At 68.5% G+C, this 15051-nt stretch carries 14 protein-coding genes, 2 tRNA genes and 2 pseudogenes; 11 read left to right on the top strand and 7 right to left on the bottom strand.

What is annotated here, in order from left to right; genetic code table 11:
* Nucleotides 1-33 precede the first annotated feature (33 nt).
* The 5 genes and pseudogenes from gyrA (at nucleotide 34) to BMW88_RS00855 (ending at nucleotide 4092) form a co-directional block, all read left to right on the top strand.
* Nucleotides 34-2577 carry a DNA gyrase subunit A gene (gene gyrA, locus BMW88_RS00870; protein ID WP_089948294.1) on the top strand — a complete coding sequence of 848 codons (2544 nt, stop codon included), beginning with the start codon at nucleotides 34-36 and terminating at the stop codon, nucleotides 2575-2577.
* Between the two features lie 197 nt (nucleotides 2578-2774).
* On the top strand, nucleotides 2775-3536 hold the full coding sequence (locus BMW88_RS00865) for a DUF3566 domain-containing protein (protein WP_425434603.1): 762 nt from the start codon (nucleotides 2775-2777) through the stop codon (nucleotides 3534-3536).
* A gap of 74 nt (nucleotides 3537-3610) precedes the next feature.
* A tRNA-Ile gene (locus BMW88_RS00860) sits at nucleotides 3611-3684 on the top strand.
* Nucleotides 3685-3866: 182 nt separating this feature from the next.
* A pseudogene (locus BMW88_RS42620) lies at nucleotides 3867-3986 on the top strand (DLW-39 family protein); the annotation flags it as partial.
* A gap of 33 nt (nucleotides 3987-4019) precedes the next feature.
* Nucleotides 4020-4092: transfer RNA gene (locus tag BMW88_RS00855), tRNA-Ala, on the top strand.
* 65 nt (nucleotides 4093-4157) lie between these two features.
* Here BMW88_RS00855 and BMW88_RS00850 read toward each other — a convergent pair.
* Nucleotides 4158-4553: a DoxX family protein gene (locus tag BMW88_RS00850; RefSeq protein WP_089948290.1), complete on the bottom strand. Its 396-nt coding sequence runs from the start codon at nucleotides 4551-4553 to the stop codon at nucleotides 4158-4160.
* A 109-nt stretch (nucleotides 4554-4662) separates the two neighbouring features.
* On the opposite strand from BMW88_RS00850, the gene BMW88_RS00845 reads away from it, so the two are divergent.
* Complete coding sequence (locus BMW88_RS00845) at nucleotides 4663-5196, top strand: DUF2020 domain-containing protein (RefSeq protein ID WP_089948289.1); 534 nt, start codon at nucleotides 4663-4665, stop codon at nucleotides 5194-5196.
* Nucleotides 5197-5254: 58 nt separating this feature from the next.
* Here the strand turns inward: BMW88_RS00845 and BMW88_RS00840 are convergent, their stop codons facing one another.
* Entirely contained in the window at nucleotides 5255-5830 is a 576-nt protein-coding gene (locus BMW88_RS00840; RefSeq protein ID WP_089948287.1) for a hypothetical protein, read from the bottom strand.
* Between the two features lie 95 nt (nucleotides 5831-5925).
* Here BMW88_RS00840 and BMW88_RS00835 point away from each other — a divergent pair, with 95 nt between their 5' ends.
* A complete protein-coding gene (locus BMW88_RS00835; protein ID WP_089949387.1) occupies nucleotides 5926-6474 on the top strand; it encodes a peptidylprolyl isomerase in 549 nt (182 codons plus the stop codon).
* Entirely contained in the window at nucleotides 6471-7394 is a 924-nt protein-coding gene (locus BMW88_RS00830; RefSeq protein WP_245777496.1) for a rhomboid family intramembrane serine protease, read from the top strand. Before BMW88_RS00835 ends, BMW88_RS00830 begins: the two co-directional genes overlap by 4 nt.
* Here the strand turns inward: BMW88_RS00830 and BMW88_RS00825 are convergent.
* Both BMW88_RS00825 and crgA read right to left on the bottom strand, forming a co-directional pair.
* Complete coding sequence (locus BMW88_RS00825; protein ID WP_245777495.1) at nucleotides 7391-7786, bottom strand: PH domain-containing protein; 396 nt, start codon at nucleotides 7784-7786, stop codon at nucleotides 7391-7393. The genes BMW88_RS00830 and BMW88_RS00825 overlap by 4 nt on opposite strands.
* Before the next feature lie 242 nt (nucleotides 7787-8028).
* Nucleotides 8029-8295: a cell division protein CrgA gene (gene crgA, locus BMW88_RS00820; protein ID WP_089948286.1), complete on the bottom strand. Its 267-nt coding sequence runs from the start codon at nucleotides 8293-8295 to the stop codon at nucleotides 8029-8031.
* Nucleotides 8296-8815: 520 nt separating this feature from the next.
* On the opposite strand from crgA, the gene BMW88_RS00815 reads away from it, so the two are divergent.
* Both BMW88_RS00815 and BMW88_RS41570 read left to right on the top strand, forming a co-directional pair.
* Entirely contained in the window at nucleotides 8816-9784 is a 969-nt protein-coding gene (locus BMW88_RS00815; protein WP_245777494.1) for a class E sortase, read from the top strand.
* Nucleotides 9784-9939: a hypothetical protein gene (locus BMW88_RS41570; RefSeq protein ID WP_089948283.1), complete on the top strand. Its 156-nt coding sequence runs from the start codon at nucleotides 9784-9786 to the stop codon at nucleotides 9937-9939. Before BMW88_RS00815 ends, BMW88_RS41570 begins: the two co-directional genes overlap by 1 nt.
* A gap of 973 nt (nucleotides 9940-10912) precedes the next feature.
* Here the strand turns inward: BMW88_RS41570 and BMW88_RS00805 are convergent.
* Entirely contained in the window at nucleotides 10913-12256 is a 1344-nt protein-coding gene (locus BMW88_RS00805) for an FAD-dependent oxidoreductase (protein WP_089948281.1), read from the bottom strand.
* Between the two features lie 77 nt (nucleotides 12257-12333).
* Here BMW88_RS00805 and BMW88_RS00800 point away from each other — a divergent pair, with 77 nt between their 5' ends.
* Nucleotides 12334-12975 (top strand): aminodeoxychorismate/anthranilate synthase component II, encoded by a 642-nt coding sequence (locus tag BMW88_RS00800; protein ID WP_089948280.1) that lies wholly within the window; start codon nucleotides 12334-12336, stop codon nucleotides 12973-12975.
* Nucleotides 12976-13023: 48 nt separating this feature from the next.
* Here the strand turns inward: BMW88_RS00800 and BMW88_RS44400 are convergent, their stop codons facing one another.
* Complete coding sequence (locus tag BMW88_RS44400) at nucleotides 13024-13236, bottom strand: PASTA domain-containing protein (RefSeq protein ID WP_425434602.1); 213 nt, start codon at nucleotides 13234-13236, stop codon at nucleotides 13024-13026.
* Nucleotides 13210-15030 (bottom strand): annotated as a pseudogene (gene pknB, locus BMW88_RS00795) (Stk1 family PASTA domain-containing Ser/Thr kinase); the annotation flags it as partial. The gene BMW88_RS44400 and the pseudogene pknB, both read right to left, overlap by 27 nt.
* Between the last annotated feature and the right edge of the window lie 21 nt (nucleotides 15031-15051).

The raw sequence follows: 15051 nt of genomic DNA, 5'->3' as shown, positions 1-15051 counted from the left end.
CCCTGGCGTTTCTGGCGAGAAGGAAAGAGAACAGTGACCGATACGACTCTGCCCCCGCAGCACGACCGGATCGAGCCGGTCGAGATCCAGCAGGAGATGCAGAACTCGTACATCAACTACGCGATGTCCGTCATCGTGGGTCGTGCGCTGCCGGACGTGCGCGACGGGCTCAAGCCCGTCCACGTGCGGGTTCTGTACTCGATGTTCGACTCAGGCTTCCGCCCCGACCGCGGCTTCAACAAGTGCGCCCGCGTCGTCGGCGACGTGATGGGCAACTACCACCCGCACGGCGACTCGGCGATCTACGACGCGCTGGTGCGCCTCGCCCAGCCGTGGGCGCTGCGCTACCCGTTGATCGACGGGCAGGGCAACTTCGGCTCGCCGGGCAACGACCCGGCCGCCGCGATGCGCTACACGGAGTGCCGGCTCTCCCCGCTGGCCATGCACATGCTGGCCGACATCGAGGAAGAGACCGTCGACTTCCGCGACAACTACGACGGCCGCATCCAGGAACCGGTCGTCCTGCCGTCGCGCATCCCGAACCTGCTGATCAACGGCAGCTCCGGCATCGCGGTCGGCATGGCCACCAACATCCCTCCGCACAACCTCCGCGAGGTCGCGGACGCCGTGGTGTGGGCGCTGGACAACTACGAGGCCTCCGACGAGGAGACCCTCGAGGCGATGATCGCCCGGATCAAGGGCCCCGACTTCCCGACGTACGGCCAGATCCTCGGCACCTCCGGCATCGAGGACGCGTACCGCACCGGCCGCGGGTCGGTCCGCATGCGCGCCGTCATCGAGGTGGACGAGGACGCCAAGGGCCGCACGATCCTGGTCGTCACCGAGCTGCCGTACCAGGTCAACCCGGACAACCTGGTCGAGAACATCGCCGCGCTGGTGCGTGACGGCAAGCTCACCGGCATCGCGAACATCGCGGACGAGTCGAACCGCCGCATCGGCATGCGCATCGTGATCACGCTCAAGCGCGACGCGGTGGCGAAGGTCGTGCTGAACAACCTCTACAAGCACACCCAGCTTCAGTACTCGTTCGGTGTGAACATGCTGGCGCTGGTCGACGGCGTGCCGCGCACGCTGCGGCTCGACCAGATGATCCGCCACTACGTGAAGCACCAGATCGAGGTCATCGTCCGGCGCACGCGCTTCCGCCTGCGCAAGGCCGAGGAACGCGCGCACATCCTGCGTGGCCTGGTGAAGGCGCTCGACCAGCTCGACGCCGTCATCGCGCTGATCCGCCGGTCCGAGACGCCGGACATCGCGCGCACGGGCCTGATGGAGCTCCTCGACGTCGACGAGATCCAGGCCAACGCCATCCTGGAGATGCAGCTCCGCCGCCTCGCGGCCCTGGAGCGCCAGAAGATCATCGACCAGCTGGCCGAGATCGAGCTGGAGATCGCCGACCTCAAGGACATCCTCGACAAGCCGGAGCGGCAGCGCAAGATCGTCCGCGACGAGCTCACGGCCATCGTGGAGAAGTTCGGCGACGACCGCCGGACGAAGATCATCCCGTTCGACGGCGACGTGTCCATGGAGGACCTGATCGCGGTCGAGGACGTGGTCGTCACGATCACGCGCACCGGCTACGCCAAGCGCACCAAGACCGACCTCTACCGGGCGCAGAAGCGCGGCGGCAAGGGCGTGCAGGGAGCGCAGCTCAAGCAGGACGACATCGTCGCGCACTTCTTCGTGTGCTCGACGCACGACTGGATCCTGTTCTTCACGAACAAGGGCCGCGTGTACCGCACGAAGGCGTACGAGCTGCCCGAGGCCAACCGCAACGCCCGCGGCCAGCACGTCGCCAACCTCCTCGCGTTCCAGCCGGAGGAGGAGATCGCGCAGGTCATCCAGATCAAGAACTACGACGTCTCGCCGTACCTCGTGCTCGCCACCCGCAAGGGACTGGTGAAGAAGTCGAAGCTGTCCGACTTCGATTCCAACCGATCGGGTGGACTAATCGGCATCAACCTGCGTGAGGACGACGAACTCGTCGGAGCCGTGCTGTGCTCGGCAGATGACGACCTGCTCATGGTGTCCGCGGACGGCCAGTCGATCCGCTTCCACGCGACGGACGACGTGCTGCGGCCGATGGGTCGCGCCACGTCGGGCGTGCAGGGCATGCGGTTCAACGCCGACGACGAGCTGCTGTCGGTGGGCGTCGTCCAGGAGGGGCTCTTCGTTTTGGTCGCGACGGACGGTGGGTACTCGAAGCGAACCCCGATCGAGGACTACCCGGTCCAGGGCCGGGGCGGCAAGGGTGTGCTGACCATTCAGCACGACCGCCGACGTGGCAGGCTGGTCGGAGCGCTCATCGTCGACGTCGACGACGAGCTCTACGCCATCACCTCGAGCGGCGGGGTCATCAGGACCCGCGCCGAGCAGGTGCGCAAGGCTGGACGGCAGACGAAGGGCGTGCGACTGATGAACCTCGGCGAGAGCACCACTTTGATCGCCGTCGCACGCAACGCGGACGAGCCCAGCGACGTCACTAACGGTGAGACGTCTGCCGCGGAGGAGTCTGCTGCCGACCAGGCAGCCATCCCCACCGACTCGGCCGAGTAAGTCGGAACTTGCTAGCGAGAGGTTAAGGACAGCTCGTGACTCCACCCGAGAACCGCGAAGGCCGGGACGCGGACAAGACCGCGGTCATCACCAAGCCGACTCCGCAGGGTTCCGCGCAGAACCCGGAGAAGGCGGAGAAGGCCGTTCCCGCGGCCTCCGGTTCCTCGGGTGGAACCGCGCAGGACAGGACAAAGCCGGTGGCGGCGGAGAAGGCGGCCGAGGCCACCAAGTCCGCCGAGACCCCGGCCGGTGACACCACCGCCTCGAGCGACAAGCCCGAGACGGCGGCGCACGCCGGCGACGAACCGGTCGTCGTCTCCACGCCGCCGCCCTGGCAGCGCGTGACGAGCGACACGGAGTCCTCCCACCACGACTCGACCGAGGCGTACGTGGCACCGGGCGCACCGCCCGTGCCGTCGTCGGACTCGGCGGCTCCGGCGTTCCCGTCGACCGACCCGGACACCGTCAAGGTGCAGAAGCCCGTGGTCGCGGGCGCGGCGGTACCGGTGGGCCTGGGCAGCAGCCGCACCTCGGTGAACCTCGGCAACGGGGGAGCCCGTCCCGCCGCGGCCGGGCCGTCGGCCCGCCGCCCCGGCCGTGGCCCGCGCCGCGCCTCACTGCAGGTGAAGCGCGTCGACCCGTGGTCGGTGCTCAAGCTCGCCCTGGTGCTGGGCGTCGCGCTGTTCTTCGTCTGGCTCGTGGCGGTCGGCGTGCTCTACGGTGTGCTGCACGGCATGGGCGTCTGGGACAAGATCAACAGCACGGCGAACGACCTGCTCCAGGCCAACGAGCCGGGCGAACCGCTGATCAGCGCCGGCCGCGTCTTCGGTGTCTCGGCGATCATCGGCGCCGTCAACATCGTGCTGTTCACGGCCCTCGCGACCGTCGGCGCATTCGTCTACAACGTGTCCGCGGATCTGGCCGGCGGCTTGGAGTTGACGCTCTCCGAGCGGGAGTGACCCCCGATTTGGGAGCGGCGAGGACGATCCTGTAAGGTTCTCCTCGTCGCCCCCCAGGGGGGTAACACGATCGAGGGCCTATAGCTCAGGCGGTTAGAGCGCTTCACTGATAATGAAGAGGTCGGAGGTTCAAGTCCTCCTAGGCCCACTCGATTCGGTGGCTTTCTGTGTCGACGGAAAGCGTCGACCTTTCCCGAATCATCGTCTTTTCTTCTGGGGGCCAAGCCCCCAGACCCCCTGCCGGGGGCGAGCCCCCGGACCCCCATCATGATCGCTCGGAATCCTGTAGCGTAGTGGGGTCGTGCGTCAGCAGACTTGGGAGGATTCGAAGTGGCTAAGAAGATCATCGCACTTGTTGCCGTTGCCGGTGCGGTTCTGTTCTTCGTCAAGCGCAGCCGTTCGGCCAAGGCCGACGCGGACCTGTGGCGCGAGGCCACCGCTCCCACCGACTGATTTCGCGGGCGGCCTGCCGCCCCGGATCTTGGGGACGTAGCTCAATTGGCAGAGCACCGCCTTTGCAAGGCGGGGGTTAGGGGTTCGATTCCCCTCGTCTCCATCCGCTCCCACTGAAGCCCTGTTCGCGCCGCAGCGAACAGGGCTTCAGTGCGTTCGCGGGCCACCTCAGGCGCCGGCGAGTGACTTCTTCGACGACTTGCGGCGGAGGTGGTCGATGCTCCAGGCGCCGGCGCCGGTGAACGCCAGCAGCAGGAACGCCCACGAGTAGACGGCCGCCAACTCGCCACCGTTCTCGATCGGCAGCAGTCCCTTCGGCTGGTGCACGACGAAGTAGGCGTAGGCCATCGCGCCGGACGCGATCAGCGCCGCCCACCGCGTCCACAGCCCGATGAGGACGAGACCGCCGCCGATCAGCTCGATGAGGGCCGCCGGGCCCGCCGGCCAGGCCAGCAGGTCGATTCCCTTCGAGACCTTCTGCACACCGTGGATCACGAAGAACAGTCCGATGACGATGCGGAAGAGCGCCAGGGCGTGCTCTCGTCGTTGCTCCAGGAACTCCATGGTCAGGGTCCTTCCAGGGCTCGGGGCAGAGGTCAGGGCACAAAAGGTATGGACCAATCTAGAGTGTCCCGCTCGAGCCGCTCCTGGTATCTGGTTGACTGTTGCCCCTATGAAACGAGCACTGTTGCTGCCCCTGCTCGGCTTACTCGCCGCGTGCGGCACCGATGTCGCCCAGAACGTGCCGGTGCCCACGACCCAGGTCCAGCAGGCCACCACCACGACCAGCGCGACTCCGACAGTGCCGCCCGCGCCCCAGCCCGCGAGCGACGGCACCTGCCCCTACCTCGCGACGAGCTTCGTCGCCGAGGCGAACGGGCAGCGCGTGCCCAAAGTGAAACTGTCAACGGACAAGCCCCACCCGGCCTGCTTCTTCTACGCCACGGCGACGGAGATCCAGCTGACCGTGCGCGTCTACGTCGGCGACGAGCGGATCGCCAAGCTGATCGTGAACGAGGCGGCGCCGGACGGTTCGCAGCCCGCGACCGCGCCCACCGGGTGGGCCGGAGGGTACGTCAGCAGCGGCACCGGTGTCGTCTACGCCGTCTCGAAAGCCGACGCGGCCGTGGTCGTGACGAGCAACCAGAAGCAGTCGATCAAAGCCCGCCGGATCGCCGAGGAAGCGGTCAAGGGCCTGAAGCTCTGAAGACGCGCGAACGGGTGGTCTCCCACGTGGGAGACCACCCGTTCCGCGTTCGTGCGAGTTACTTCGCCGGCTCCTTCTGGGAGGGCGCCTGCCCGTTGAGAACGGGCTCGGGCAACGGTGCCTGCGCCTCCTCGTTCTCCTCGTGCAGGTGAACCTCTTCCGGCTTGCGCGTCAGCGCGACGTACCCGGCCACCGCGGCCGCGACCAGGAGCCCCACGACCCACGGCCACTTGCGGGCCTTCGGCGCGTCCGCGCCGAGGTTCGCCGCGGCCTTGCGGAGGTCCTTCGCACGCGACTTCGCGTCCTTGCGGGCCTGCTTGGCGGCCTTGCGAACTTCCTTGCGCACTTCTTCGGCCCTGCTCACGAGCTCAGCGCGCGTCTTCGCGCTCTTCTTGGCGAGGCGCTTGCGGGAGCGGCGCGTCTGCTTCTCCCAGTCCTCTGCCTTGCCCATGAGCGTGTCGGCCCGCTCGACGAGGGTGCCACGCACCTGGTCAGCCGTGATCCCACGCTCCGCGAGCTTCACCTCAGCGACGTGACCAGCGCGAACGACACCCTGGCGCGCGGCCTTCAGACCGGTGCCGACAGCCTTGCCCACGGACTCGCCGGCACGGGTCATGACGTCCACCTCGTCCATTCTGTGCTCCACACGTTGTCGTCCGGTTATGTGCTGGAAGTACCCCATCGCGCCCCTTCCTGAACATCCCCGCCCGTGGATGGCACGATGGAGTGGTGGCTGACAGCAACGAATCCTTTGTCGGGACCAAGGTGACGGCGACCCTGCACACCACGCAGGGCGACATCCGGCTCAACCTGTTCCCCGACCACGCCCCCAAGACGGTGGCGAACTTCGTCGGGCTCGCCGAGGGCACCGCGAACTACACCGAGGCGAACGCGCGCGGCACGAACTCGGGCCCGTTCTACGACGGCACCCTGTTCCACCGCGTCATCGCGGGCTTCATGCTCCAGACCGGTGACCCGACGGGCACCGGCCGCGGCGGCCCCGGCTACCGCTTCCAGGACGAGTTCACCTCCGACCTGCAGTTCAACCGCCCCTACATCCTCGCGATGGCGAACGCCGGCCCCAACACCAACGGCTCGCAGTTCTTCATCACCGTGGCGCCGACGACGTGGCTGAACTTCAAGCACACGATCTTCGGTGAGGTCGCCGACCAGGAGTCGCGCGACGTCGTCGACGCGATCGGCAACACCAAGACCGGTGCGGGCGACCGCCCCGTGAACGACATCAAGATCGAGCGGATCACGATCGAACGCGCGTGAGCGACGCACTCGTGCCACCGGACGGGCCGGTCGGAGCGCAGCCGGAGACCCCGGTCTGCGCACGTCATTCCGATCGGCCCACCCGGCTGCGCTGCACCAGGTGCGAGCGTCCGGCGTGCCCGGACTGCCTGCGCGACGCCGCGGTCGGCATGCAGTGCGTCGACTGCGTGAACGAGGGACAGCGGTCGGTCCGCCGCGCCCGCACGCTCGTGGGCGCGGAGGTGTCGAACGGCCGCGCGATCATCACACCGGTGCTGATCGCGCTCAACGTCCTGGCCTACGTCGTGACGGTGTTCCAGTCCGGCAGCCCCATGAACAACGACAGGTCGGGCCTGTTCACCGCGACCTCGATGATCCCCGAACTCACCGCGCAGGGTGAGTGGTGGCGGATCCTCACGTCGGGATTCATGCACTTCGGCCTGATCCACCTGGCGCTCAACATGGCCGTGCTCTACGTCGTGGGACAGCACGTCGAACAGGAGCTGGGCAAGCTCCGGTTCAGCGCCGTGTACTTCCTGTCGCTGCTCGGCGGCAGCGCGGCGGCGTTCTACTTCGGCACCGTCTGCCAGGAGCTCGCCGGCGCGTCCGGCGCGGTCTTCGGCTTGATGGGCGCGCTGCTCATCGTGTGGAAGCGCAAGCGGCGGGACATCTCGACGATCGTCGTGGTCGTCGCGATCAACCTGGTGTCGAACCTCTTCACCAACGCCTCGCTGCTCGGGCACCTCGGCGGGTTCGTCATCGGCGGCCTGCTGGCACTCGCGATGGTCAGGGCACCGCAGAAGAACCGCAACCTCTACCAAATCGCCGCGATGGTCGCCGCGGTGGTGCTGCTCGGCGGCATGTTCGCCCTGCGCGCCGGCGCGCTCGACACGGACGCGGAGGTCATTCTCGAGATCGCGCGGACCTGCCGCCCGAATTAAGGGCGCAACGAGTGCAGGACGCCGGCGACCTCTTCGGGATCGGCGCCGAGGTCCAGTTTCGTGAGCACCACGAGACGGTCGTCGGCGTCGAGCTCCAACGTCTGCTGCTCCCTGCCGAGCCGGCGCGAGGTCTGCAACTTGACCTTGACCTCGTGCCACGGCAGGAGCGTCGTGCTCGCGAACCCGCGCACGGCGAGCCCGTCGACGTCCGCGGTGAGCCTCGGCCGCGCGATCGTCGCGAACGCCGCGAGGTACGTGACCAGCAGCGCTGCCAGTCCGACGAGGAGACGGCCCGCGTTGTCGTCAGCGAGGATCGTCGCGACGGCGAGCATGAGGGCGAGCACCCACGCGACGGCGACGAGCGCGGGCGGGGTGGACCAGGTGCGAGTCACACCGTCGAGTGTCCCTCATGAAATGCGGACGATCGAACGGGTCCGGATGAGGGAGAACCGGCGCTTGTGCATTTTGGTGCAAAGTTGTCCACAGGACTTGTCCCCAATGGGGATGACTTACAGCCGTGTGCTTCCGTGACGCTGGGATGAACCCGGTGAACGCGGCACGAACAAAGGCCGGCCCGGACGTGTGACGTCCGGGCCGGCCTCACGACCTGTGACCTGCCGAATCTGGCGCGTGACTAGCGCCAGCGCATCGTCATCAGCAGACCGATGATCATCAGCGCGAAGCCGATGGCGAAGTTCCACGCGCCCAGCTCCAGCATGAACGGGATCTTCTCGGCCGCGAGGTAGTTGACGACCAGCCACGCGAGGCCCAGCAGCATGAAGCCGAGCATGACAACGACGTAGACCGGGTGTGACGGCCCCGCTGCCTTGACCTTGACCGGGGTGCGCCGGTCAGTGGGTGCGGTGTAAGCCGCCTTCTTCCGGACCTTCGACTTGGGCATGCTGTCCTCGCCTGACGTGGATATCCGTGAGTGACGCGAGTTTACGTGCACTACTCAGGAGACACGTTAACGTAGCGAAGGTGGTGAGCGAACCACCTGGCAGACGCAGTTGTTTTCAGTTCACAGTCCGCGCGGAGGTTCTCAGGTGAACTCGGGACCGCAGCAGCCGCCCCCACGGCGCCCTGCACCCCGTCGTGATGACCTGCAGCACCTGCGGGCCACACCTTCCGCACGCCCGTTGCCGCCACCCGAAGCGACCCAGTTCACCAACGCGATCTCCGGCAGCCTGCCCCCGGCCGGGGCCCCGCCCCGCCGCCCGATGGCCCCGCCGCCGGGCACCCCCGCGCGCGGCATGCCCCCGGCGACGCCACCTCCAGGCCTGCCGCTCGGAACACCACCTCCGGGACTGCCTCTCGGAACGCCGCCCCCCGGGCTGCCCTTGGGCGCGCCACCACGCGGAACGCCACCCCGGCCAGCACCTCCCCACGCGATGCCGCATCCAGGGATGCAGCCCCAGGGGATGCCTCCGCGGGGAATGCCGCCGCGCCCACCCCGTCCCCGCCCGGTCGACCCGCCCACCGAGGTGATCCCGCGCGTCGAGGACGACTACGACGACGAGTACTACGACGACGACTATTACGACGACGAGGAGGAGAAGCCCGCTCCTCCTCCGGACAGCGTCGCGCACAAGACGGTCCGCGGCATCGGCGAAGCCCTCATCACGTTGGGCCTCGTCGTGCTGTTGTTCGTCGTCTACGAGGTCTACGTGACAGACCTCCTCTCCGCGGAAAAGCAGGAGGACGCCACCGCCGCGCTCGACTCCGAATGGAGCTCGAACGTCGTCACGCCCCCACCCGCCGACCCGAACCGCCAGTCGAAGCTGAACCTGATCGAGGGCAAGGCCTTCGCGAAGATGTACATCCCGGTCTTCGGCAACGACTGGAAGTTCTCCGTGGTCGAGGGAACGACCGACAAGCACCTGGAAATCGGCCCCGGCCACTACAAGGACACCGCGCAGCCGGGCGAGGCGGGCAACTTCTCCATCGCGGGCCACCGCGTAGGCAAGGGCGCCCCGTTCAACGACCTGGACCTGCTCGAGTCCTGCAACGCCATCGTCGTGCAGACGCAGACCCAGTGGTTCGTCTACCGGGTGCTCCCGATGCGCAACGAGGTGGCCGGCTGGGCCGCGAACCCGAAGGCGAAGGAACCGGCCTGCGCCGGCGTGGCCCCGCTCTCCACCACCCTCGGCGACGCCTACGCCAAGACGGTGGGCCAGGAGATCGTCGCCCCGAGCCAGGGCGAAGTCATCGCCCCGATCCCGCACCAGGTCAACGCCACCGTGCCGCCCGAGAAGCAGGCCCGCCTGCTCACCCTGACGACGTGCCACCCGCGCTTCTCCGACAAGCAGCGCCTGATCGTGCACGCCATCGAGACCAAGAGCTACCCGGTGGCCGACAACTTCGTGCCGCCGGAGATGACGGAGGGCTGATGTACGGCTGGATCTGGCGGCACCTGCCGGGCCCGCTGTTCCTGCGGATCATCGAGGCAGTGGTGCTGGTGGCCGGCGTCGTCGCGCTGCTGATGTTCGTCGTGTTCCCGTGGGCGGAGCCGAAGCTGCCCTTCAACAACGTCACCACCGAGTGAGCCCGGCTTCGGCAGCGCCTCGTGATCGTTCGCTACCGGTCACCTGAACGGGTTGCATTCAGGGGCGATCATGGGGCGTGCTCTGGCTGTTTCCGCAGGTTGGCGGTGTTGGCGGGGTAGCCTTGAGCGGTGGGCGGGTGAGTTGTCCACAGGAATTCGGGAGTCGCGGGAACCTGGAATCCGCCGTCGTCGTTGCGCATGAGGAAGCGCGCGGGGGCAGCGGGCAGTGAGTCGACGTCCCGCTGTCGGGATCTGATCAACGGAAGCCCACAGGTCGGCAGTCTTCATCGGGCGACCGAGCACCGGGCCAGCGAGACCGGGCCAGCGAGACCGGGCCAGCGAGACCGGGCCAGCGAGACCGGGCCAGCGAGACCGGGCCAGCGAGACCGGGCCAGCGAGACCGGGCCAGTAGGCCACCGGCTACCAGCGGGACATGTGGGCACCAGCAGGGCATCGGGCCACCGAGCCGCCCACGGGCGTCGAGCACCGACGGGGCAGCAGCCGGGCATCGAGCCACAAGGCACCGGCCACCAGGCCACAGGGCACCGAGCCGCCCAGGGGCACCGAGCCGCCCAGGGGCACCGAGACCAGCGGCGGGCCGCCACCGGCCCACCGGGCACCACCGGCCCACCGGGCACCACCGGCCCACCGGCCGCCACCGGCCCGCCGGGCACCAGCGGGGCACCGGGCATCAGCGCTACCGGGCACCAGGCACCAGCGGGGCGCTGGACGACCGAGTTGCCCAGGGCACGACCACCAGGGAGAGCGGGACAACGCGGCACCGGGCCGCCCAGCGGCACCGGACCACCGGAACAAGCGGGACATCGCGCCACCGGGCCGCCCAGCGGCACCGGCCCACCGAGCCGCCCAGCGCCGAACCACCGGTGGCAAAGCGAAGCCGCCATCGCGCCCACACGCGATGGCGGCTTCCTCGAGGAACGGCGCCAGGCCGCTCAAGCCGAGATCCCGCGGATCAGCCGTTCGAGATCGAGGTCATCTCCTCGCGGGCCACGACCTTGACCCGCTCGCGTCCCTGAGCGGCGCCCAGCGCGATCTCGTGCAGGTCCAGTCGCTGCCAGCCCTCGTTGGTCACGAACGGCACGCCGCGCTGCGAGAGGAACTGGACGACGGCGTCGGGTGACGGCAGGGGTGCCGGGGTGAGCGAAGCGGCGTCTTCCAGCAGGCTCGTGATGGTTTCCAGGGCGTCGCCCTTGGTGTGGCCGATGAGCCCGATCGGCCCGCGCTTGATCCAGCCCGTGACGTAGACGCCCGGCATCGGGACCTCGTCGAGGTCCAGCACGCGGCCGGCGAGGTGCGGGATCGTGCCGGCGACGTGGTCGAACGGGATGTCGGGCAGGTGCGTCGAGAGGTAGCCGACGGCGCGGTACACGGCTTGGACGTCCCAGTCCGTGAAGACGCCGGTGCCGCGGACGTTGCCGTCGCCGGTCAGTTCCTGGGTCTCGGTGCGCAGGCCCGTGACCGCGGTGGTGCCGAGGACTTCGACCGGGGCTTCCAGGAAGTGCAGGTGCAGGCGGCGCGGGCGGTTGCCCACGTCGCGGATCGCCCACTCCTGGAGGGTCTTCACGATCATCTCGACCTGCTTGTTGGTCCTGATCGCGTGCATCGAGGCTTCGTCGAACTCGATGCCCTCGGCGTGGACGATCACCTCCACGTTGGGGGAGTGGTCCAGCTCGCGCAGCTCCAGCGGCGTGAACTTCGCCTGGGCGGGGCCGCGGCGGCCGAAGACGTGCACGTCGGTGACCGGTGAGGAGGCGAGGCCTTCGTAGACGTTCTGGGGGATTTCGGTGGTCAGCAGCTCGTCGGCGGTCTTGGCCAGGATGCGGGCCACGTCCAGGGCCACGTTGCCCACGCCCAGCACCGCCACCGACGAGGCGGTCAGCGGCCAGGTGCGCGGCACGTCGGGGTGGCCGTCGTACCAGGACACGAAGTCGGCGGCGCCGTAGCTGCCCGGCAGGTCGATGCCGGGGATGTCCAGCGGCCGGTCCGACGAGGCGCCGGTCGAGAAGACGACGGCGTCGTAGAACTGGCGCAGGTCGTCGAGCTTGATGTCGACGCCGTACTCGACGTTGCCGAAGAAGCGGACGGACGGCTTGTCGAGCACCTTCTGCAGGGCGCCGACGATTCCCTTGATGCGCGGGTGGTCCGGGGCCACGCCGTAGCGGACCAGGCCGTACGGGGCCGGGAGCTTTTCGAGGAGGTCGATCTGCACGTCGACGTCGGACTTGGTCAGGATGTCGGCGGCGTAGACGCCGGCCGGTCCGGCGCCGACGACCGCGACGCGCAAGGGGCGACTCATAACACCTATTTTAGGATAGCCTTACCTCAACGAAGACGAGAGCTAACTCACTCGACTCCACCGACTAGGCTCTCCACATGCGCGTGCTCGTGGTCGACAACTACGACAGCTTCGTCTACAACCTCGTCCAGTACCTCGCCCAGCTGGGCGTGGAGTGCGTCGTGCGGCGCAACGACGAGGTGGACCTCGACGAGATCAAGAGCGTCGGCGGCGTGCTCGTGAGTCCTGGTCCCGGGACACCGGAACGGGCCGGCGCGAGCATCGACGTCATCAAGCGGTGTGCCGACACCGGCAAGCCCGTCTTCGGTGTGTGCCTCGGCCACCAGGCGATCGGCGTGGTGTGGGGCGGAACGGTCGACCGCGCGCCCGAGTTGTTGCACGGCAAGACGAGCATCGTCTTCCACGAGGGCAGGGGTGTGCTCGCGGGCGTGCCGCAGCCGTTCATCGCGACGCGCTACCACTCGCTGACGGTGCTGCCGGAGACCATCTCCGCGGAGTTCGAGGTCACCGGCAAGACCGAGACCGGCATCGTGATGGCCATGCGCCACAAGGAACTCCCGGTCGAGGGCGTGCAGTTCCACCCGGAGTCGGTGCTCACCGACGGCGGCCACCGGATGCTCGCCAACTGGCTGGGGGTCTGCGGCTTCGAGGTGCCGGAGGCGACGGTCGCCCAGCTCGAGAACGGCATGCGCACGCTCGCGGCGGCAGCCCGCCGGTGAACGAAAGGGGCGGCTCCCGGTGGAAGCCGCCCCTGCACAACGCGTCCGTCAGCTCGTGATGATGCCGAACTTGGCGACCGTGATCGTCACCGTCGAGCCCTTGGTGATCTGCTGACCCTTCGCCGGGTTCTGCGTCAGCACCTTGTCCTTCTGCTGAGGGTTGGTGACCTGCTGCTCCTCGACGTTGAGGTTGCCGTTCCAGCCCAGGGCCTTGAGCTTGGTCTCGGCTTCCCTCTGCGTGAGGCCGGTCAGGTCCGGCATCTCGAGCTGGTTGCCACGCGACACCTTCAGGGTCACCGTCGTGTCCTTGGCCGCCTTGCTGTTGCCCGCCGGCGTCTGCGACAGGACCTGGCCCTGCGGCTTGGCGCTGTCGACCTCCTCGACCTGGACCTTGAAGTTCGAGCCGATCAGCGTCTGGCGGGCGTCGTCGACGTCGTCGCCCACGACGTTCGGCACGTTCTGCTTGTCCGGAGCACGGCCGAGCTGGATGCTGATCGTGCCGCCCTTCTTCAGCTTCAGGCCGGTCGCCGGGTTCTGGGTCGCCACCTTGCCGACCTTGTTCGGGTCGTCGACCTCGATGGCGTCGGCGGCCTGCTGGAGCTTGAAGCCGTTGGGGTCCTTGTCCAGGACCGCCTGGGCCTCCGACGGGCTCTTGCCCACGAGGTCCGGCACGGTGCCCTCACCGGGAGGCGCGCCCACCGAGATGGTGACCTGCGACCCCTTGATGACCTGGGTGCCCTCCGGCGGGTTCGTGCCGATCACCTTGTTGATCTGGTCGGCGGTGCACGCGGCGGCCGCGCCGTTCGCGCCGGGCTCGCAGGCGACGTCCTGCTGCGTGGCGACCAGGCCCGCTTCCCTGATCTTCTCCTTGGCCTCCAACGGACTCAGGCCGACGATCGACGGAACGCCGACCTTGTCCGCCGTCGTCTCGTTGCCGGAGTTCATCACGTTCGCGGTGATCCACGCGGCGAGGCCGAGCACGGCCACGCACAGGATGACCACCAGCGTCACCATGATGGCCTTCTTGCGCTTCGCGCGACGCTCTTCTTCCTCGTCGGCGATCGGGTCGTAGTCGTCCTCCGGCTCCGACCTCAACGCCGCCGGGCGGTGCCGGCCACCGGACACCACCTGCGTGCGCTGGTTGCGCGACGCCGCCTGCTCGTTCATCACGGCGGTGCGGTCCTCAGCCGTCATCACGGCCGGTGCGGACGGGCGCTGGCCCGACAGCACGCGCACCAGGTCGGCGCGCATCTCCGCGGCCGACTGGTAGCGGTTCGCCGGGCCCTTCGACATCGCCTTCAGCACGATCGCGTCGAGCTGCGGCGAGACCTTCGGGTTGAGCTGCGACGGAGCCTTCGGGTCCTCCCGCACGTGCTGGTACGCGACCGCCACGGGGGAGTCGCCGGTGAACGGCGGCTCGCCGGTCAGCAGCTCGAACAGCACGCAGCCGGCGGCGTAGACGTCGGAACGGGCGTCGACGGACTCGCCACGCGCCTGCTCCGGCGACAGGTACTGGGCCGTGCCGATCACCGCGGCGGTCTGGGTTACCGCGGCCTGGCCGTCGTGCAGGGCACGGGCGATGCCGAAGTCCATCACCTTCACGGCGCCGGACTTGGTGATCATCACGTTCGCCGGCTTCACATCGCGGTGCACGATGCCGTGCCGGTGGCTGAAGTCGAGCGCGGCCGACACGTCGGCCATGACCTCCATCGCGCGCTTGCCCGACAGCGGGCCCTGCGTCTTCACGATGTCGCGCAGTGTCCGGCCGTCGACGAACTCCATCACGATGTACGGCAGCGGGCCGTACTCCGTCTGGGTCTCACCGGTGTCGTAGACGGCGACGATCGCCGGGTGGTTCAGGGCGGCGGAGTTCTGCGCCTCGCGCCGGAAGCGTTCCTGGAACTGGGTGTCGCGGGCGAGGTCGGCACGCAGCACCTTGATCGCCACGTCTCTGCCGAGGCGGACGTCCCGCCCCTTGTGGACCTCGGACATGCCGCCGTACCCGAGGGTCTCACCCAGTTCGTAGCGGTTTGAGAGCAGTCGTGGAGTGCTCATCAGTGCTTCGTCCCGCTCCTC

Source organism: Lentzea xinjiangensis (assembly GCF_900110955.1).
Classification (GTDB): Bacteria; Actinomycetota; Actinomycetes; order Mycobacteriales; family Pseudonocardiaceae; genus Lentzea; species Lentzea xinjiangensis.
This window is presented reverse-complemented; position numbering and strand designations above follow the sequence as displayed.